Genomic DNA, 18,826 nt, shown 5'->3' with positions numbered 1-18,826 from the left:
CACCCCCACCCTCACAGGCCGGTGCCCCTCGATCAAGCACGGTTGCGTCTCGGTGCACCCGATGGGGGCGGTGCCTCAGCGCCAGTCGGGCGGAGCGGCCGGCTGCAGGTCGGGGTCGTCCCCCGCGAAGGTGCGCACCTTGCCGGGCCCCGTCGTCGGCCCCTCGAACCGGCAGGTGACCCGGTTCAGCCCGCTGCCCCACACCCAGCCGCGGCCGAGCTCGGCGTGCTCGACGTCCTGGCCGGGGTGCCAGACCCGCTGGGCCGGACCGGGGGCGGGGTCGTCGGGGGCCAGGGCGTCGGGGGCCAGGGCGTCGGGGGCGCGGTCCTCCTCGGCCGACTCGACGGCGGCGGACACCGGCTCCTCGGCGGGGGCGAACAGGTCGCCCTGCACGTAGGTGGCCAGGCCCGAGACGCCGACCCCGAGCAGGCGCACCCCGCCGGTGCGGTCGATGCCGGCCAGCAACCGCCGGGCGACCTCGGCGATCGTGCGGGCGTCGTCCACCGGTTGGGGCAACGTCTGCGACCGGGTGAGGGTGGTGAAGTCGTACCTGCGGAACTTCAGCGTGACGGTGCGGCCCGCCGTCCCGTCCGCCTGCAGCCGGGTGACCACCCGGTCGGCCAGCCAGCGGATCTCGGACTCGAGCCGGCCCAGGTCGGTCAGGTCGGTCGCGTAGGTGCGCTCGGCCGACACGCTCTTGGCCTCGCGGTCGGGCACGACCGGCCGGTCGTCCTCGGCGCGGGCCAGGCGGTAGAGCCCCGAACCGTGCGCCTGACCGACCAGGGAGACCAGGTCGGTGAGCGAGCGCTGGTGCAGGTCGGCCACCGTCCGGACGCCGACCGAGGACAACCGGTCCCCGGTGGCCGGGCCGACGCCGGGCAACGAGCGGACCGGCAACGGGTGCAGCACCTCGAGCTCGGTGCCGGCGGGGATCACCCGCAGACCGTCGGGCTTGTCGAGCTCGCTGGCGATCTTGGCCAGCGTCTTGGACGACGCGATGCCCACCGAGCCGCGCACCCCGCCGGTGGCCTCGTGGATGCGCACCTTGAGGGCTGCCGCCAACGCCGTGAGCCCGTCGGTGGTGAGGTCGTGGCCGCCGGCAGCGAGGTCGACGTAGGCCTCGTCGACGCTCACCTGCTCCACCAGGGGCGACAGCTCGCGCAGCTCCTCCATCACCACCCGCGAGGTCGTGGAGTAGGCGGCGAAGCGGCCGCCCAGGAACGCGGTCCCGGGCGGACAGCGGCGGCGCGCCTCCCCGGCGGACATCGCGCTGCGCGCCCCGTAGGCGCGCGCCTCGTAGGAGGCGGTGGCGACGACGCCGCGACCCCCGGTGCCGCCGACGACCACTGGCTTGCCCCGCAGGCTGGGCTTGTCGCGCTGCTCGACGGCGGCGAAGAAGGCATCCAGGTCCAGGTGCAGGATGCTCGCCTCTCGCCGCACCGGTCCATCGTCCTCCACCGGCGCAGCCGATGATGGGCCCGTGACCGAACCGAGCATCTGGGCCCAGCAGGCCGCCGCCGACCCCGAGCACTCCGCGAACTACGTCGCGCGCTTCCGGGGGCTGGCCGCCGACGGGTTCGACCTGGACGGCGAGGCCCGGTTCGTCGACGCGATGCTGCCCCGCGGCTCCCGGGTGCTCGACGCCGGCTGCGGCCCCGGCCGGGTGGGCGCCGCGCTGGCCGCTGTCGGGCACGAGGTGGTGGGCGTGGACGCCGACCCGGTGCTCGTCGAGGCGGCCCGGGTCGACCACCCGGGTCCGACCTGGCTGGTCGGCGACCTGGCCCTGCTGGACGTGCCCGGCCGGTTCGACGCCGTGGTGTGCGCGGGCAACGTGATGGCGTTCCTGGCGCCGTCCACCCGCCGCCGGGTGCTGGCCGGCTTCCGGTCCCACGTCGTGCCCGGTGGCCGCGCGGCGATCGGCTTCGGTGCCGACCGCGGCTACCCGTTCGCCGAGTTCCTCGACGACGCCCGCGCCGTCGGCTGGACCGTCGACCTGCAGCTGGCCACCTGGGACCTGCGACCGGCCACCGCGGAGTCGGACTTCCTGGTCGCCGTCCTCTCCTAGACCACCAGCTCCAGCCGCGCCGCAGCCCGGCCGACGGTGACCTGCTGGCCCCAGGAGACGGTCAGGTGGTCGTCCTCCAGGCCGTCGCCGAACACCACCAGGCCGTCGCTCTCCACGGTCACGGTCAGCACGTCGTCGCCGTCCAGCCGGCCCTCGGTGCAGCGGGTGCCGGTGGCCGGGGAGGGCCACGCCTCCCGGACGAACCAGGCCAGCGCCGGGTCGACCGCTCCCGGCAGCACCAGCGGGATGCGCCGCTCCAGCCAGGCCGAGCGGCACCAGCCGGTGGCCCCGGTGCCGGTCGCGACCAGGACCCCCGACGACGCCTGCCGCTCGGCCGCGGCCCCCGGTGCCTGCAGCCGGTACCGGGCGGTCTGGTGGGTGGGCTGACCCAGGTAGACCTCGTTGAGCGCCAGCAGCGTCTGCCCGTCGTCCGCCGTCGCCTGCACCATGGTGAGGGACTCCGTGCGGTCGCGGTGGGCGAGCAGCCGGCCGACGTCGGCCGGGCGGTGCCGCACGAGGACGCCGGCGTTGCGGCCCGGGTCGGGGTCCACGCCGACGACGGGCTGACCGGTGAGGTACTTGGCCACGTTGGCCACCAGGCCGTCCTGCCCGACGACGAGGACGACGTCGTCGGGGGAGAACAGGAAGCGGGACAGGTCGGCCCGTTCCACGCTGCCCCGCCGCCAGTCCAGCGGCACCTGGGCCATCGCCCGGGCCACCGCGGCCTGCTGGGCGGCGTCCCGGGCGGCGACCTCCTCGACGTCCCGGCCCCGGCTCTGCAGGAAGAACGCCGCCTGGGCGCGGGTGCCGTGCCGGGCCACCAGCTCGGCGAGCTCGGTGGCCCGGTGCACGAGCACCACCCGCGGGGCGAGGCTCACTCGGTCCTCCCGGCAGCCCCCAGCTTGGCCAGCACCGGGGCCAGCAAGTCCGGGGTGAGGACCAGGCTGTCGATCTTGGGCAGGTTGGCCGCCAGGTCCTTCAGCGCCAACGCGGTGACCAGCTCGGCGTCGACGGTGGCCCAGGCGGCCAGGTCCGCCGCCGTCGTCTCGGCCTTCGCCGCGCCCTGCACCCGCACCGCCTCGGCCCGCACCTCGGCGGTGCGCCGGTCGCGGCGGGCGGCGGCCTCGGCGGCGACCTCGGCGGCGGCCGCGGCGCTCTCCGCCTCGCGCCGGGCGTTCACCCCGCGCTGGGCGAGCAGCTCCTCCTCGCGGCGGGCCAGCTCGACCTGGTTGGCCAGCTCGTTCTCCGCGATCGCCCGCTCGCGCTCCACCGCGACCGCCCGCCGGCTGTAGGTGGCCGCGTCCGCGTCGGCCTGCACCTGCTCCCGGGTCGGCGTGCGCAGTGCCCGCTCGACCTCGGGTTCGGGCCGGATCGCCACCACCCGGACGTCGATCACCACGATCCCGGTCTCGGCCAGCCGCGGGTCGGCGGCCAGCCCGGCCGCGACGGTGTCCCGGACGGTGCGCACCCCACCGGTCAGCGCGACGGTCATCGCCGCACCGGCCAGCAGGTCGATCGCGTGCTGCTGGGCCGACTCGGTGAGCAGCCCGGCGACCTGCTCCAGCGGGGTGCCCCGCCAGCGGCCGGTGTCCGGGTCGATGGAGAAGTCCACCCGGGCCGCGGTCACCGCCGGGTCGGTGAACCGGAAGGTCAGCGTCATCTGCACGGTGACGTCCTGGAAGTCCGCCGTCCGGGCGTGGAAGAGCAGCGGCAGCTCACGGTCGTCGACCGGGATCTCGCTGAGCACCGCCGACAGCGGGCGGAACCAGAAGCTGGCGCCGGTGCCTGCGTGCCGCAGCCGCCCCGCGGTGACGTGCTGGACGTGGGCGGTCGCCGAGCCGCGGAGGTGCCGGACGAGGGGGTAGCGGGCGATGTCGGCCATGACGGGGTCCTCTCGGTGGGCTTTTGTCGTCAGCTCGACGATAAGTGTCGCTAGCCCTTGTCGTCAACCTGACGCTAGGGTGCCGGCGTGGACTTCCCCCCGTTCGCGGTCACCGTCGACCTCGTGGTGCTCACCGTCCGAGGCGACGAGCTGTGCGTGCTGCTGGTGCGCCGGGGCGTCGAGCCCTTCGCCGGCCAGGACGCGCTGCCCGGCGGTTTCATACGGCCCGAGGAGGACCTCGCGGCCGCCGCTGCCCGCGAGCTGGTCGAGGAGACCGGGCTGACCGTCGGCCACCTGGAGCAGCTGGCCTCCTACGGGGCGCCGGACCGGGACCCCCGCCAGCGGGTGGTCACCGTCGCGCACCTGGCGCTCGTGCCCGACCAGCCCGCGCCCACCGCCGGCACCGACGCCGAGGCCGCCCGCTGGGCGCCGGTGGCGGGGCTGTCCGGGTTGGCCTTCGACCACGACCGGGTGCTCGCCGACGGCGTCGAGCGCGCCCGGGCCAAGCTCGAGTACTCGGCACTGGGGACGGCGTTCTGCCCGCCGTCGTTCACCGTCGCCCAGCTGCGCCGGGTCTACGAGGTGGTCTGGGGCCGCGACCTGGACCCGCGCAACTTCCACCGCAAGGTCACCGGCACCGCGGGGCTGCTGGAACCGACGGGTGAGACCACCACCCGGGACGGCGGCCGGCCGGCCCAGCTGTACCGCCGCGGTCCCGCCGACACGCTGCACCCGCCCCTGCTGCGCACCGACGCCTGAGCCGGCTCAGGTGTCCGGGTGGGCCTTCCTGGTCCGCTGCGGGGCGCGGGCGCGCCAGGCGTCGGTGACCAGCTCGGTCAGCAGGTCGACCGCCACGTCGTCCAGCCGGACCAGGACGGCGGCGTACCCGTCGAAGTGCGGGATCGTGAAGCAGACGTCGGGCTCGGCGGCGAGCAGCTCGGCCTTCTCGCCCTCGTCGGCCACCCGGACGCCCAGGACCTCGCCGTCGGGGGCCTCGTCGCCGAGGTCGGCGCGGTCCTTCTTCCCCAGCGGGCGCACCCAGACGAAGGTCGCGCCCGCCACCTTCCAGCAGCGGTTGCCCCAGGTGGTGCCCTCCTCGACCGCCGGCAGCGCGGTCGCGATGCGCTCGACGTCCGCCCAGGTGGCCATGGCGGCCACCCTGGCCCGGTCAGCCGGCCCCGGCAAGGGCCGCCCGCACCCGGTCGGCGACCTGGGCCATGGTGTCCCGCGCCCGCACCGGGTCCTCGGTGAGGAAGTAGTGGTCGACGCCGGGGGTCTCGTGGTGCCAGACGTCGACGCCGGCCTCCCGCAGCCGCTGGACGTAGCGGACCCCGTCGGGCCGCAGGGTGTCCCGCTCGGCGGTGAGCACCAGCGCCGGGGGCAGCCCGGACAGGTCGGGAGCCAGCACGGGGGAGGCGTAGGGCTCGGTGCGCGAGGCCGGGTCGGGGAAGTAGACCCGGCGGACCAGCGCCCGCAGCGACGGCGAGATCATCCCGTTCCCGGCGGGCAGCTCCGCCGCGAGGTCCAGCGCCGGGATGCCCAGCACCTGCAGCACCGGGGTGAAGGACCCCCGGTCACGCGCCTGGAGGCAGACCGAGGCTGCGTTCCCGCCGCCGGAGGAGAACCCGCCGACCGACACCCGCTCGAACCGGCCGGCCACCCACGCGGCGACGTCGTGGCACTGCTCCTGGGCGACCGGGTAGGCCACGTAGGGCCCGGTGCGGAAGTCCACGTTGTGCACCGTCGCCCCGGTGGTCGCGGCCAGGTAGCGGCACCACCAGTCGTCCATCTCGGGGTACCGCATCAGCCAGGCCCCGCCGTGGAAGTGCACGTGCGCCCCGTCGCCGGCCCCGCGGTAGACATGCACCGGCACCCGGCCGTGCCGCGTGTCCACCCGGACGACCTCGGGGTCGGGCAGGTCGGTGCCCGCGAACCGCAGCTCCTCGCCGTACCGGACCGTCCACCGGGCGGTCGCGTGCATCGTCATCGCCTGCAGCCGGTCGGAGATCCGCATGGCCGGTGTTCGTCCCCCGGGTCGGATCGGTTGCCGTCCTGGTAGGACGAGGGGGTGAGCTTCCTGCCCGACCCGGCGACGGTCTCCCGGCACACCGACCAGGAGACCGCCGGCCAGACCCGCTTCATCGCCACCGGCGCCCAGACCCGCGGTGACTTCGGCCTGTTCGAGGTCACCCTCCCGCCCGGTGGCGGCGGCCCCGGCCCGCACGTGCACCACACGTTCAGCGAGTCCTTCCACGTGCTGGAGGGCCGGCTCGCCGTGCTGGACGGCGACACCTGGACCACCGCCGGCCCCGGTGACCTGGTCTACGTGCCCCGCTCGGGGGTGCACGGCTTCCACGCCGCGTACGACGACGCCGGCTGCCGGTTCCTCATCCTGTTCACCCCGGGCGCCCCGCGGGAGGACTACTTCCGGGGGATGGCCGCGCTGCACGCCGACGGGCACGTGCCGACGACCGACGAGCTCGACGAGCTGGCGGCCCGGTACGACCAGCTCAACCTGCGGGACTGACGTCGCGCTCGTCGCGGTCCTGCCAGGTGCACACGCAGACCTCGTTGCCCTCGGCGTCGGCCAGCACCCAGAACGAGCGGGCCATGTCATCGGACAGCAGCCGACCGCCGGCGGCCAGCGCGGCGGCGACCCGGGCCTGCGCCTGGTCGTGGGCGACGGTGACGTCGAGGTGGATGCGGTTGCGCTGGGGGCGTGCGACGTCCATCTGCTGGAACCAGACCGTGGGCAGCACACCGGCCGGGTCGACCAGGGCCCCGTCGTCACCGGGCTGGGGCACGAGGTCGAGCACCGCGGCCCAGAACGGCAGCACCGCCGGGATGTCCAGGGCGTCGACGGCGATCTCCAGGGCCTGCACCGGGTGGCCACCGGCGGGCTCGACGGGCCGGTCGAGCGCCGCCGTGGCCCGGTGTGCCAGCTCGACGTCGACCCCGGTGACCAGTGCCCGGTCGCGGGTCTGTAGGCCGAACTCGACCCGGTCGCCGCGCAGGTCGATCCGCAGGTGCCCGTCGGCGGCGCCCCCCAGGGCCCCGGTCACCGCAGTCGCCACCGCCGCAGCGTCGGTCAGCGACCCCACCTCGACCGCCGTGCGCAGCTCTCCGAGCAGCAGCCGCCAGCCCAGCGCCTCGACGGCCGTGGAGGCCTCGGTGCGGGACAGGGCACGGGTCGGGTCTGCTGCCGGTTCCTCGGTCATGCCGCGCATGCTGCACCACCCCTCCGACAGTCAGGACTCCTGTTCCCACAGGGCCCGGTACCAGCGGATCCGCTCGGCGTCCGGCGCGATGCCGTAGGCGTCGAACAGCTCGCCCTGGTGACCCTCCCCGTAGTTCCAGTCCAGGCTCAGCGAGGCGACGGCGAGGTCGGCCCACCGGTCCCCGACGGTCAGGTCGCCGAGGTCGACGTGGCCCACCCAGCTGCCGTCGTCGGCGACGAGGGTGTTGGGGGCACAGGCGTCCCCGTGCACGACGACGGGGTGCTCGACCGGCGGGCGCGGGCCCAGGGCCGGCGGGGTGCGGGCCGCCCAGGCCTCGGCCACCCGGTCGGTGGGGACCACGTCGACCGGCAGCGCGTGCAGTGCCCGGAGCCCGGCCGCGATCGCCGCGACGGCCTCGGGCCGACGGGCCCGCCACCGGTCGCCCACCGCGTGGTCCCCGGCCACCGTCGCGGTGAGCAGCCACCGGGCCTCGCCGTCCGCACCGCTGCCCAGCACCCGCGGGACGGGGTGGTGACCGGCGAGCCAGCCCAGCGCGTCCCGTTCCCGCCCCAGGTCGATCCCGGCGGAGTGCGGGCTCCACTTCACGTGCGCGGTCGACCCGAGCGCGAAGGTGAGCCCACCGAGCTCGTTGCGCCAGACCAGCCGGGCCGGTCCGTGCTCGTCCGCCAGCCGGGTGACGACGTCGGGCACCGGGTCCTCGCCGAGCTGGTGAAACCGGGCGAGCTCGCTGAAGGGCCGGTCGGTCACCGGTCCATCAGCGCACGACCGACGCACCCGCGCCAGCGACTTCTCAGTTGGCCATGTCCACGAAGCGCGAGTAGTGGCCCTGGAAGGCGACGGTGACGTTGGCGGTGGGGCCGTTGCGGTGCTTGACCAGCATGATGTCGGCCTCGCCGGCCCGCGGGGACTCCTTCTCGTACATGTCCTCGCGGTGGATCATCATCACCATGTCGGCGTCCTGCTCGATCGAGCCGGACTCACGGAGGTCGGACAGCATCGGCTTCTTGTCCTGACGCTGCTCGGACCCACGGTTGAGCTGGCTCATCGCGATCACCGGGACCTCGAGCTCCTTGGCCAGCAGCTTGAGCGCACGGGAGAACTCCGAGACCTCCTGCTGACGGGACTCGACCCGCTTGCCCGACGTCATGAGCTGCAGGTAGTCGATGACCACCAGCTTGAGGTCGTTGCGCTGCTTGAGCCGCCGCGCCTTGGCCCGGATCTCCATCATCGTCATGTTGGGGGAGTCGTCGATGTAGAGCGGGGCGTCGGCCACCTCGCCCATCCGGCGGGCCAGCTTCGACCAGTCCTCGTCGCTCAGCGAGCCCGCGCGCATGTGGTGCAGCGGCACCTTCGCCTCGGCCGACAGCAGACGCATGGTGATCTCGTGCTTGCTCATCTCCAGGGAGAAGATGCAGGCCGCCTGGTGGTGCTTGACGGAGGCGTTGCGGGCGATGTCGAGCCCCAGCGTCGACTTGCCCACGCCGGGTCGGGCCGCGATGACGATCATCTGGCCGGCCTGCAGGCCGTTGGTGAGCTCGTCGAGGTCGCGGATGCCGGTGGGCACACCGCGGGCGGTGCCACCGCGGCTGGCGATGGCGTCCAGCTCGTCCATGGTGGGCTGCAGGACGTCCTCGAGGCGCGAGTAGTCCTCGCTCATCCGCTTCTCGGTGACGTCGTAGATCTCCTGCTGGGCCCGGTCGACGATGTCGTCGACGTCGCCCTTGCCGCCGGCTGCGCCGTAGCCCAGCTGCACCACGCGGGTGCCGGCCTCGACCAGACGGCGCAGCACGGCCTGCTCGGCCACGATCGCGGCGTAGTAGCCGGCGTTGGCCGCGGTGGGCGTGGACTGGATGAGGGTGTGCAGGTAGACCGCGCCGCCCATCCGGGACAGCTGGTCGGTGCGGTTGAGCTCGGCGGCGACGGTGATCGCGTCGGCGGGCTCGCCGCGGCCGTAGAGGTCCAGCACGCAGTCGAAGACGATCTGGTGGGCCGGGCGGTAGAAGTCCGCGCCGTGCAGGACCTCCACCACGTCGGCGATGGCGTCCTTGCTCAGCAGCATGCCGCCGAGCACCGACTGCTCGGCGGCGACGTCCTGAGGGGGCTGGCGGTCGTACTGGGGAGCTGCGGCCTGCGGCCTGCTGATGTCGTCGAGCACTGCCACTGAGAACTGCTCCCGTCGTTGCGCGGACCCACCACCACCGCGCCCGGACGGGGCGCTGCGACGTCGTCGTGTGTTGGTACCGCGGGGGTCCGACAGTTCCGACGTCGTCGGCCGGGGACCGCCCGCGCGGTGGGTTCGCAGGCGACGCTAGGCACCGCGGGGGGCGCCGTCCACGACCGCTGTGCACGTGGATCTGCACAACCTGTGGACAAGTCGGTGGACGAACGCAGCCTCCGTGTGGAGAGCGTCGGGGACGCGTCCCGGCCACCCGGCGGAAAGGCGCCCGTCACCTGGCAGTCCGCTGCCCGGACCCTGTGGACGGGAGAAAGTCGGCACGTTTCCGCCACACCCGGGCGCGGCGTGGCGGCATCGGGGCGTCGCCACCACGGCACCCCACCAGGCCGCGGCCCAGGGCTGGCAGATCTCGCCCGGAACGCCAGCAGGGGCGCCGGACCGGAGTCCGACGCCCCTGCTGGAGGGTGGTGCTGTTACGCGGAGACGACCTCGATGGGCAGCGCAGCGCTGACCTCGGGGTGGACGCGCACCGTGACGGTGTGCGTGCCGGTGCTCTTGATCGAGCTGGGCAGCTCGACCCGACGACGGTCCAGGGCGGGACCACCGGCAGCGGTCACCGCGGCGACGACGTCGGCCGTGGTGATCGAGCCGAACAGCCGTCCGCCGTTGCCGGCCTTGGCCGGCACGGAGACCTTCAGCGACGACAGCCGGCCGGCGACCTGCTTGGCCTCCTCCAGCGTCGCCACGTCGCGAGCCGCACGCGCACGGCGCAGGCCCTCGATCTGCTTCTCGGCACCGCGGGTGGCGATGATCGCCAGTCCACGGGGCAGGAGGTAGTTGCGGGCGTACCCGCCCTTCACCTCGACGGTGTCCCCGGCGGAACCGAGGCCGGTGACCTCCTGGGTCAGGATCAGCTTCGATGCACTCATGATCAGCGCGCCGTCGAGGTGTAGGGCAGCAGGGCCATCTCGCGGCTGTTCTTCACGGCCACGGCGACGTCACGCTGGTGCTGGGAGCAGTTGCCGCTGACGCGACGGGCACGGATCTTGCCGCGGTCGGAGATGAACTTCCGGAGCAGCGTCGTGTCCTTGTAGTCGACGTAGGTCGCCTTGTCCTTGCAGAACTGGCAGACCTTCTTCTTCGGCTTGCGGATGGGGGGCTTGGGCACAGGGTTCTCTTTCTAGGCTTACGAGATCAGAAAGGGGGCTCGTCGGACGACGACGCCGGGGTCGACCAGGGGTCGCTGGAAGCGCTGCCTCCGCCACCGCCGCCGGAGGAGCCGAAGCCGCCTCCGCCGCCGCCGGACGAGGACCCGCCACCGAAGCCGCCGCCGCCACCCTCACCGCGGTTGGCCTTGGTGACCTTCGCGGTGGCGTAACGGAGCGAGGGGCCGATCTCGTCGACCTCGAGCTCGATGACGGTGCGCTTCTCGCCCTCCTTCGTGTCGAAGGAGCGCTGCTTCAGACGGCCCGAGACGATGACCCGGGAGCCACGGGTGAGGGACTCGGCGACGTTCTCCGCCGCCTGCCGCCACACGTTGCACCGCAGGAAGAGGGCCTCGCCGTCCTTCCACTCCGACGTCTGACGGTCGAAGGTCCGCGGCGTGGAGGCCACGGTGAAGTTCGCGACGGCGGCACCGGACGGCGTGAAACGCAACTCCGGGTCGGCGGTGAGGTTGCCGATGACGGTGATGACGGTCTCGCCGGCCATGGTCAGTGAGCCTCGGGCCGCATCAGCTTGGTGCGCAGGATGGACTCGTTGAGGTTCAGCTGACGGTCCAGCTCGGCGACCGCAGCGGGCTCGGCCTCGATGTCGACGATGGCGTAGATGCCCTCGGCGTTCTTCTTGATCTCGTAGGCCATCCGACGACGGCCCCAGATCTCGGTCTTGACGGTGCCACCGGAGTTGGTGACGACCGACAGGAACCGGTCCAGGCTGGGAGCGATGGTGCGCTCCTCGAGCTCGGGGTCGAGGATGATCATCAGTTCGTAGTGACGCACGGAGAACCCCACCTCCTCTGGTCTCAGCGGCTGCAGAGTGTCTGCAGCAGGAGGGTTGTGCACGCGTCGCGCGTCGGACGGGACGACCACAGGGGGCCACCGCCAGACGCGCGTCGTTCAGGCTACCAGGGGCTGGACCAGCGGTCGGCCCGAGCGCTGCGTCAGCCGGCGGTGCGCTGGGCCCGGTGGGTGCGGACCAGGGCGGCCGTGACACCGGCCAGGGCGACGACGGCGGCCAGGGCCGGGATCGACAGCGCCGGGTCGGGCGTGCCGGCGGCGGAGTCGGCGACGGTCTCGACGTCGTCCCCGGCGCCGGAGCCCAGTGCGCCGCCACCCAGCCCGGCCAGGTCGCCGAAGACCGGGACCGAGGCGCCGTCGTAGGTGCCGGCGTTGCCGCCGCCCCCGGCGGTGGAGGCGGCGTCCCCGGTGGCGAACCGGGAGGGGTCGAACGCGGCGGCGGCCGAGGTGTCCAGCGGCGCCATCTGGCCGGCCGAGGAGACGGTGCCGTAGCTGTAGGCGGTCCCGTCGACCGGTGCCTGGGTGGCCGGTGCGGCGGCCGGGGTCTCGGCCACCGGCGCGGTCGGGCTGGTGGTGCCGCTCGGCTGCGCGGTGGGGGTGTTCGGGGTGGTGGGCACGGCCGTGGGGACGGCGACCGGGGGCAGGCTGGGCAGGTTCACCGAGGGCAGGTTCGGCAGCGGGACCAGGGTGTTCACCACGAACGGGGTGGGCGCCGGGAGCGCGGGCAGCAGCGCCGTCGCGCCGTTGACCACCTGGTCGACCAGGTTCGAGGCCAGCCCGGACTGCACGTCGATCCGGTACGTGTAGGTGATGACCCCGGCGGTGGTGCCCGGGAAGGTCTTCGTCATCGAGGCGCCGGGGGCCAGCGGCTGTGCCCCGCCGCCGAAGGCGAGGGACACGTCGGTGTGCGCGGTCGCGGCGATCCCGCCCAGCAGGGGCAGCTGCACCGTCACCGGCTTGTCGGCGATCTGGTTGACGAAGGTGACCGACCCGCCGGCGTCCACCGACACCAGCGGCGGGGTGAGGTCCCGGATGGCCACCGTGGCGGTGGGCGCCGCCTCGGCCGCCGGTGCGGCCAGCACCGAGCCGGCCACGGCCAGCAGCCACCCCAGGGTCGCCACGGCGATGCCGCGTCGAGCCGTCCGCCGGATCCGGCCGCTGTCCATCGGTGCTGCCTCCACGTCGAGGTCTGTGGTGCTGGTGGGGCTACTCGCGAGTAACCCACGTCACGGTGGAGAACGAGGGTGTGCCGCCGGGGGTACGCCCGCACCTCGAGGACTTCTGTCGGTCACCCCTCCTAGGGTCGTGCGCATGTCGTCGCAGCTCGTGGGAGTCCACGTCGGGTCCGGTCTCACCGCCGACAACCAGGTCGGGGACGGCGGGGTGCTGGCCCGGGCCGCCGAGGTCGACGCCGCCGTCGTCCAGGTGTTCCTGGCCGACCCGCAGGACTGGAAGGCCCCGAAGCCCCGCCCGGACGTCGACGAGCTCACCGCCGGCGACGTCGCCCTGGTCGTGCACGCCCCCTACGTGCTCAACGTGGCCTCCCCGAACAACCGGATCCGCATCCCCAGCCGCAAGCTGGTCGGCCAGCACGCCACGGCCGCCGCCGCGATCGGCGCCGTGGGCCTGGTCGTGCACGGCGGGCACGTGACCGGCAAGGACGACCCGGCGGCGGGCTTCGACAACTGGCGCAAGCTCTTCGAGCGGCAGGCCGGCGACGGCGGGTTCGGCGTCCCGGTGTGGATCGAGAACACCGCCGGCGGTGACCACGCGATGGCCCGCGAGCTCGAGGCGGTCGCCCGGCTCTGGGAGGCCGTCGGTGAGTTCGGCGCCGGGTTCGTCCTGGACACCTGCCACGCGTGGGCCGCGGGCTGGGACCTCGCCACGGTCGTTGACGACGTCCGCGCGATCACCGGGCGCATCGACCTGGTGCACCTGAACAACAGCCGGGACGAGGCCGGCTCGAACCGCGACCGGCACGCCCCGCTGTCGGCGGGGGAGATCCCGACCGAGCTGCTGCTGGAGGTCGCGCGCACCGCAGGCTGCCCCGTGGTCCTGGAGACCCCGGGCGACGCCGCCTCGCACGCCGCCGAGATCGCCCTGCTGCGGGAGACCCTGGGCTGACTCAGGCGGGGACGGACTCCGGTGCGGGCTCGGCCCGCCGGGTCAGCACCGGGCGCAGGCCGTCGAGCCGGAACCGGTCCGGGGCCCGGTCGAGCACCCCGCCGGCCGGGTCGTCGGTGCCGGGCCAGCTGCGCCGGACCAGGTCCCCCTCCGGCCGCCACACGTCCCGGACGACCAGGGCCACCAGCACCAGGACGGCGACGTCGCGCAGACCGACGGCCAGGAAGAACCACTGCACGTCGATGCCCTTGTTGTCCGTGCCCAGGTACCAGAGCATCCGGGGCACCCACAGCAGCGCCTCGGTGGCCTGCCACAGCAGGAGCGAGCGCCACGCCGGGCGGGCCAGCACCGCCAGCGGCAGCAGCCACAGCGAGTACTGCGGGCTCCACACCTTGTTGATCAGCAGGAAGCCGGCCACGAGCAGGAACGCCAGCTGGGCCACCCGCGGCCGGGTGGGCGCGGCCAGCGCGAGCCAGCCGACGGCCGCGGCCATCACCACCAGCAGCACCGCGATGACCGCGTTGAGCACCGCGGGGGACTCCCCGGCGGCGAGCGGGCCGTCGAAGAGCCGGTCGCCCGAGGCGGTGATCGCGATGTTCCACAGCGTGTCCGGGTCGGCCGGGCGGCTGTCGTTGAGGGCGAAGAACTCCCGCCAGTTCTCCGGTGCCAGCAGCGCGATCGGCAGGTTCACCGCCAGCCACGCCCCGGCGGCGGCCAGCGTGGCGGTCAGCCAGGGCCGCAGCTGCCACGTACGGAGGCAGAGCACCAGCAGCACCCCCAGCAGCAGCACCGGGTAGAGCTTGGCCGCCGTCCCCAGGCCGATGAGCACCCCGGCCAGTGCCGGGTGCTCCTTCGCCCAGGCCCACAGGCCCAGCGTCGCGAGCGCCACGGCGAACAGGTCCCAGTTGGTGAAGGCGTGCACGAACAGCAGCGGCGAGAGCCCGACCATGGCGGCGTCCCACGGCCGGCGGCCGCTCAGCCCGGCCACCGAGCGGGTCACCAGCAGGGCGCAGACGCTGAGCATCAGGCAGGTGACCACGTAGTAGCTCTGCACCGGCACGACCGAGGGCAGCAGCCCGACCGCGTCGGCGGCGGTGTCGTAGGCCCGGGCCAGCAGCGCGGCCAGCGCCATGAACCCCCCGGTCAGCACCGGGTACTCCAGCGGCGAGTCCAGGTAGGGGGTCAGCCCCTCCGACAGCCCGCGCAGCCCGAACAGCGGCACGGTGTCGGAGTAGCAGAGGTGGGTGTACTGCTTGGACCCCGCCCAGTTGCCGTCCGAGCACGGCGACTGCTTCGCCCACGCCAGCGCCAGCACCACGACGGTGAACAGCAGGCAGACCCGCAGCGGGGTCCAGAACAGCGCCCGTCCGGTGACGGCGTGCCGGCCCCAGGGGCCACCGAAGGCCTCGCTGGCCTGCCGCGCGACCCGGTCGGACCAGCTGGGGACGACGCGGTCGGGCCACTCGGGCGCGGCGACCTGCGGCGGCCGGCTCACCGTCGGCACAGACGGCGACACGGACGACGACACGGACGGCGCGGGCCCGTCACCCGGCTGGTCGGCCGGGGACGGGCCCGTGTCGTTCGAGGTCACGCGGTCAGTGTGCCTAAGCCGTCGGTTGAGCCGGGACGGGGCTGACCGTCGGCGCGGTCGGCTGCGTCGTCGGAGCCGGGGCCTGCGTCGTCGGCGCCGGGGCCTGGGTCGTCGTCGGCGCAGGGGCCTGCGTCGTCGGTTCGGGCTCCGGCTCGGGCGCCGGCGCCTGCGTCGTCTGCTGGGGCGCCTGCGTCGTCGGCCGGGGGGCCTGGGTGGTCTGCGGCGCCGGGACGCTGTTGCCGGTGTCCCCGCGGATGATCGCCGAGTCCGGCAGCTCCTCCACCGGGGTGCCGGCGAGGACGGCGTCCATGTACTGCTGCCAGATCGCACCCGGCAGACCGGACCCGAAGACGATCGACCCGGCCGCGTTCACGATCGGGTCGCTCGGGCTGTCGTTGCCCATCCAGACCGCGGTCGAGATGGACGGGGTGAAGCCGACCATCCAGGCGTCGGAGTTGTCGTCGCCCTGACCCTGGGTGCCGGTCTTGCTGGCCACCGGGCGGTCGCCGTCCAGCGATCGGCGGGAGTACTCCGCGACGCCCTCCATGGAGAAGGTGGTGTCGCTGGCGACGTCGGCCGGCATGGCCTGGGTGCCGGCGTCCACGACGGACTCCGGGGAGACCAGCACGCCGCCCTCGGCGTCGGTCACCGAGCTCACCATGTGCGTGGCGTGGTGCACGCCGCCGTTGGCGATCGTCGCGAAGCCGGCCGCCTGGTCGATCGGGCGCATCTCGTACTCGCCGATGCCGATCGCCGACCCGGTCTGCCGGGTCTCCGGGCTGGACAGCGTGCGCAGCGGGCCGCCCTCGATGTTGCCCAGCTGGGTGCCCTCGGGCCACACGTCGGGCATGCCGGTGGCAGCGAGCGCGACGTCGCGGACGGTGTCGCCGCCCACCTCCAGGGCGAGCCCGTAGAAGGTGGTGTTCAGCGAGCGGGTCATCGCCTGGACCAGCGTGCAGGAGCCGCACGAGGCACCGCCGGAGTTGCGCACCGGCGTCCCGCGGTCGGAGAAGGTCTGCGGCGAGCTGCCGTCGCGCCGGGCGTTGACGCTGATGCCCTGCTCGAGGGCCGCGGCCATCACGTAGGGCTTCATCGACGAGCCGGGCTGGCGCTGGGCCTGCACGTAGTCGGTGCCGGTGCTGGTGACCGGGCTGAAGTAGGTCAGCACGGCCCCGGTGCGCGGGTCGACCGAGACCAGTGCCTCGCGCAGGCCCTCGGGCTCGCCCTCCATCACGTCGGCGACGGCGGCCGCAGCGGCGTCCTGGTAGGCCTTGTTCACCGTCGAGGTGACCCGCAGGCCACCGGCGAAGATGTCCTGGTCGGTGAGCCCGTACGTGGTCTCCAGCTCCTGGACCACCTGGCGGGCGATGAAGCCCTCCGAGCCCTCCGGGTAGTTCAGGTTGGCCGTGGAGGCGGGCAGCACCTCGGGGTAGGTCGAGGCCTCCCGCTCGTCGGCGGTCAGCCAGTCCTGCTCGACCATGCCGTCGAGCACCAGGCCCCAGCGGTCCTGCGACCCCTCGGGGTTGGTGGCCGGGTCGTAGGCACTGGGGCTGCGGATCAGCACGGCCAGCACCGCGCCCTGCTGCGCGGTCAGCGCGGAGGCGTCGACGCCGAAGTAGGCCTGCGCCGCGGCCTGGATGCCGTAGGCGCCGCGGCCGAAGTAGATGGTGTTGAGGTAGCCCTCGAGGATCTCGTCCTTGGTGTAGCTGTTGTCCAGCTTCACCGCGAGGAAGAGCTCCTGGAACTTGCGGCTGAACGTCTGGTCGGCCGTGAGCAGCGTGTTCTTCACGTACTGCTGGGTGATCGTCGAGCCACCCTGGGTCGAGCCACCGGTCAGGTTGTTCCACGCCGCTCGGGCGATGCCGGTGATCGAGATGCCCGGGTCGTCGTAGAAGTTGCGGTTCTCCGCGGCCAGCACCGCCTCCCGGGCGGGCACGGAGACCTGATCCAGGGGGACGTTGATCCGGTTCTCGGTGCCGAGCCGGGCCATCTCGGTGGTGCCGTCGGAGTAGTAGATGATCGAGAGCTGGTCCTGCTGGACGTCGTCCAGGCTCGGGACGGTGGTGTTGGCGTAGACCACGCCCACGAAGACGCCGAGGAGCACGGCCACGCTGGCCACCAGCGCGGCGAGGACCTTGTAGACCCGCCGCCGCTTCTGCTTCGCCGTCCGCTTGCCCTTGCGCCTGGGCGCCGGCTTGCGGGCCTGGACGGAGGCGCCGCCACTGCGGGAGGCGGTCGTGCGGCCGCGGTCGGCGCGGGCCGGACGACGGGGGTCCGGCGGGCCGGGACGGCGACCGCCACCCCCGGACCGGGTCTCACGGACAGGGGGCGGACGGCGGAGCGAACCAGCAGGTTGCCCGACGGGGGAGGTCTCGTCGTGGGGAGGCACGGCGGTGGCCCCTCTCTCGAGTCGGTGGGCGGGCGCAGGCGTGCGCCACGCACCCAGGATGGCGGGTCGAGCTGTGAGGAACGGGGGAGCGCGGCGCTCCCGGCGGGCCGAACGCCTACTCGGTGGCTGCCCGGCGGCGGGTCTTGCGGGGCGCCCGACCGGGCAGCGGCTCTGCACCCAGGACGTAGGACGAGGCCAGGTGGTTCCAGCCGCAACCCCGGCAGACCTCGACGCTGTAGACGCTGAACTCGTCCTGCACGGCGTGCATCCGGGCCAGCTCGACCTGGGTCTTGGCCTGCCCGGCGACCGGCCCGAGGGCGTCGCCGTAGACGTAGTTGACCACGGTCAGCCGGTGGACCTGGCAGACCGGGCACGTCTGGTCGACCGTCTCGCCGTGGTGCTTGGCCGCCCGGGCGAGGTGGGGGCCGGCGTCGCAGACCTCGGACACGGTGGTCCGGCCGGCCTGGACGTCGGCCAGCAGCGAGCGGCGACGCAGGGCGTAGTCGACCACCGCCCGCCTCACCACCGCAGCTCCGGCCACCTGGCGATCGTACGCACGCAGGGCCTCGCCGTCCCCCCTCCGCGGGCATCCCCCCGCGGACACCCGGGCGTCATCCGGAGTTGCACCGCCGGCCGTGCGCCGATGTATCGTCGCGATACATCGATCAGCGGTGGACGACGACGGAGCGAGGTGGCGGGGTGCTCGAGTTCGCCATCCTCGGTCTGCTCCACCAGTCCCCGATGCACGGCTACGAGCTGCGCAAACAGCTCGCCGGCGTGCTCGGGGGGCTGCGCAGCATCTCCTACGGGTCGCTCTACCCGGCGCTCAAGCGGATGCTCGCCGCCGGCCTGGTCTCCGTCGTGGACGGCGACCCCAAGGCGCTGCTCCCCGCGGACGCACCGCCGCTCACCGGGCGGCGCGGCAAGGTCGTCTACGCCATCACCGCCGAGGGCAAGGAGCGCTTCCACGAGCTGGTCAGCCAGACCGGCCCGGAGGCCTACGACGACGAGGGGCGCTTCGGCGTCCACCTGGCGTTCTTCGGCTCCACCGCCGCCGACGTCCGGCTGCGCATCCTCGAGGGCCGCCGCCGCACCGTCGAGCAGCAGCGCGACGGGCTGCGGGCTGCCCTGGCGCGGACCCGGGAGCGGATGGACCGCTACACCCTCGAGCTCCAGCGCCACGGGCTCGACGGGGTGGACCGCGAGGTCCGGTGGCTGTCCGAGCTGATCGATCGAGAACGTGCCGACCCGGCAGCGTCGCCGGAGCCGGACAGCACCACCACCTGAGCCATCTCGTCATCGGAGCCGAGCACGCACGTGTGCTGGCACAAGGAGGAACCCC

Annotated in this window: 21 protein-coding genes; 5 read left to right on the top strand and 16 right to left on the bottom strand. The window is 73.8% G+C overall.

Features of this window, described 5'->3' with window-relative positions:
* Positions 1–75 precede the first annotated feature (75 nt).
* Positions 76–1,440, bottom strand: coding sequence for a DNA polymerase IV (locus tag ASG36_RS09640; RefSeq protein ID WP_055763201.1), 1,365 nt, complete (start codon positions 1,438–1,440; stop codon positions 76–78).
* Positions 1,441–1,480: 40 nt separating this feature from the next.
* Here ASG36_RS09640 and ASG36_RS09635 point away from each other — a divergent pair, with 40 nt between their 5' ends.
* Positions 1,481–2,065, top strand: coding sequence for a bifunctional 2-polyprenyl-6-hydroxyphenol methylase/3-demethylubiquinol 3-O-methyltransferase UbiG (locus ASG36_RS09635; RefSeq protein WP_055763199.1), 585 nt, complete (start codon positions 1,481–1,483; stop codon positions 2,063–2,065).
* On the opposite strand, the gene ASG36_RS09630 is transcribed toward ASG36_RS09635, so the two are convergent.
* Together ASG36_RS09630 and ASG36_RS09625 are read right to left on the bottom strand one after the other, a co-directional pair.
* The gene (locus tag ASG36_RS09630) at positions 2,062–2,943 is read right to left on the bottom strand and encodes an NAD(+)/NADH kinase (protein ID WP_055763196.1); all 882 of its coding nucleotides are present in this window, start codon (positions 2,941–2,943) and stop codon (positions 2,062–2,064) included. The genes ASG36_RS09635 and ASG36_RS09630 overlap by 4 nt on opposite strands.
* On the bottom strand, positions 2,940–3,947 hold the full coding sequence (locus tag ASG36_RS09625) for an SPFH domain-containing protein (protein WP_055763193.1): 1,008 nt from the start codon (positions 3,945–3,947) through the stop codon (positions 2,940–2,942). The genes ASG36_RS09630 and ASG36_RS09625 overlap by 4 nt, the downstream gene beginning before the upstream one ends.
* A gap of 87 nt (positions 3,948–4,034) precedes the next feature.
* Between ASG36_RS09625 and ASG36_RS09620 the strand changes: the two genes are divergently transcribed.
* A complete protein-coding gene (locus ASG36_RS09620; RefSeq protein ID WP_055763190.1) occupies positions 4,035–4,706 on the top strand; it encodes an NUDIX domain-containing protein in 672 nt (223 codons plus the stop codon).
* Positions 4,707–4,712: 6 nt separating this feature from the next.
* Here ASG36_RS09620 and ASG36_RS09615 read toward each other — a convergent pair whose 3' ends face one another.
* Positions 4,713–5,096, bottom strand: a complete 384-nt coding sequence (locus tag ASG36_RS09615; RefSeq protein ID WP_055763187.1) for an MmcQ/YjbR family DNA-binding protein — start codon at positions 5,094–5,096, stop codon at positions 4,713–4,715.
* 19 nt (positions 5,097–5,115) lie between these two features.
* On the bottom strand, positions 5,116–5,961 hold the full coding sequence (locus ASG36_RS09610) for an alpha/beta hydrolase fold domain-containing protein (protein ID WP_200944422.1): 846 nt from the start codon (positions 5,959–5,961) through the stop codon (positions 5,116–5,118).
* A 54-nt stretch (positions 5,962–6,015) separates the two neighbouring features.
* On the opposite strand from ASG36_RS09610, the gene ASG36_RS09605 reads away from it, so the two are divergent.
* Positions 6,016–6,474 carry a cupin domain-containing protein gene (locus ASG36_RS09605; protein WP_055763184.1) on the top strand — a complete coding sequence of 153 codons (459 nt, stop codon included), beginning with the start codon at positions 6,016–6,018 and terminating at the stop codon, positions 6,472–6,474.
* Here ASG36_RS09605 and ASG36_RS09600 read toward each other — a convergent pair.
* From ASG36_RS09600 to ASG36_RS09565, 8 genes are all read right to left on the bottom strand, one after another.
* Positions 6,458–7,165: a VOC family protein gene (locus tag ASG36_RS09600; RefSeq protein WP_055764881.1), complete on the bottom strand. Its 708-nt coding sequence runs from the start codon at positions 7,163–7,165 to the stop codon at positions 6,458–6,460. The two genes, ASG36_RS09605 and ASG36_RS09600, sit on opposite strands and share 17 nt — an antisense overlap.
* Positions 7,166–7,195: 30 nt before the next feature.
* Entirely contained in the window at positions 7,196–7,933 is a 738-nt protein-coding gene (locus ASG36_RS09595) for an aminoglycoside 3'-phosphotransferase (protein WP_082522982.1), read from the bottom strand.
* A gap of 43 nt (positions 7,934–7,976) precedes the next feature.
* Positions 7,977–9,347 carry a replicative DNA helicase gene (dnaB, locus tag ASG36_RS09590; RefSeq protein ID WP_055763181.1) on the bottom strand — a complete coding sequence of 457 codons (1,371 nt, stop codon included), beginning with the start codon at positions 9,345–9,347 and terminating at the stop codon, positions 7,977–7,979.
* Between the two features lie 488 nt (positions 9,348–9,835).
* On the bottom strand, positions 9,836–10,291 hold the full coding sequence (gene rplI / locus ASG36_RS09585; protein WP_055763179.1) for a 50S ribosomal protein L9: 456 nt from the start codon (positions 10,289–10,291) through the stop codon (positions 9,836–9,838).
* Between the two features lie 2 nt (positions 10,292–10,293).
* Positions 10,294–10,530 carry a 30S ribosomal protein S18 gene (rpsR, locus tag ASG36_RS09580; RefSeq protein WP_055763176.1) on the bottom strand — a complete coding sequence of 79 codons (237 nt, stop codon included), beginning with the start codon at positions 10,528–10,530 and terminating at the stop codon, positions 10,294–10,296.
* A gap of 26 nt (positions 10,531–10,556) precedes the next feature.
* Positions 10,557–11,072, bottom strand: coding sequence for a single-stranded DNA-binding protein (locus ASG36_RS09575; protein ID WP_055763174.1), 516 nt, complete (start codon positions 11,070–11,072; stop codon positions 10,557–10,559).
* 2 nt (positions 11,073–11,074) lie between these two features.
* On the bottom strand, positions 11,075–11,362 hold the full coding sequence (gene rpsF, locus ASG36_RS09570) for a 30S ribosomal protein S6 (RefSeq protein WP_055764877.1): 288 nt from the start codon (positions 11,360–11,362) through the stop codon (positions 11,075–11,077).
* 161 nt (positions 11,363–11,523) lie between these two features.
* The gene (locus ASG36_RS09565; RefSeq protein ID WP_162245186.1) at positions 11,524–12,561 is read right to left on the bottom strand and encodes a hypothetical protein; all 1,038 of its coding nucleotides are present in this window, start codon (positions 12,559–12,561) and stop codon (positions 11,524–11,526) included.
* 130 nt (positions 12,562–12,691) lie between these two features.
* Between ASG36_RS09565 and ASG36_RS09560 the strand changes: the two genes are divergently transcribed.
* Positions 12,692–13,504 (top strand): deoxyribonuclease IV, encoded by an 813-nt coding sequence (locus tag ASG36_RS09560; protein ID WP_082522981.1) that lies wholly within the window; start codon positions 12,692–12,694, stop codon positions 13,502–13,504.
* A 1-nt stretch (position 13,505) separates the two neighbouring features.
* Here ASG36_RS09560 and ASG36_RS09555 read toward each other — a convergent pair whose 3' ends face one another.
* From ASG36_RS09555 to ASG36_RS09545, 3 genes are all read right to left on the bottom strand, one after another.
* Entirely contained in the window at positions 13,506–14,999 is a 1,494-nt protein-coding gene (locus tag ASG36_RS09555; protein ID WP_157498748.1) for a glycosyltransferase family 87 protein, read from the bottom strand.
* A gap of 109 nt (positions 15,000–15,108) precedes the next feature.
* Positions 15,109–17,484: a transglycosylase domain-containing protein gene (locus tag ASG36_RS09550; protein ID WP_055763168.1), complete on the bottom strand. Its 2,376-nt coding sequence runs from the start codon at positions 17,482–17,484 to the stop codon at positions 15,109–15,111.
* 115 nt (positions 17,485–17,599) lie between these two features.
* Positions 17,600–18,025 carry a DUF5318 family protein gene (locus tag ASG36_RS09545; RefSeq protein ID WP_235494811.1) on the bottom strand — a complete coding sequence of 142 codons (426 nt, stop codon included), beginning with the start codon at positions 18,023–18,025 and terminating at the stop codon, positions 17,600–17,602.
* Positions 18,026–18,183: 158 nt separating this feature from the next.
* Between ASG36_RS09545 and ASG36_RS09540 the strand changes: the two genes are divergently transcribed.
* Positions 18,184–18,771, top strand: a complete 588-nt coding sequence (locus ASG36_RS09540) for a PadR family transcriptional regulator (protein ID WP_055763161.1) — start codon at positions 18,184–18,186, stop codon at positions 18,769–18,771.
* Positions 18,772–18,826 lie beyond the last annotated feature (55 nt).

The organism is Geodermatophilus sp. Leaf369 (assembly GCF_001424455.1).
GTDB lineage: Bacteria > Actinomycetota > Actinomycetes > Mycobacteriales > Geodermatophilaceae > Klenkia.
Note: the sequence above shows the minus strand (reverse complement) of the source record. Positions and strands in the feature narration are given on the sequence as shown.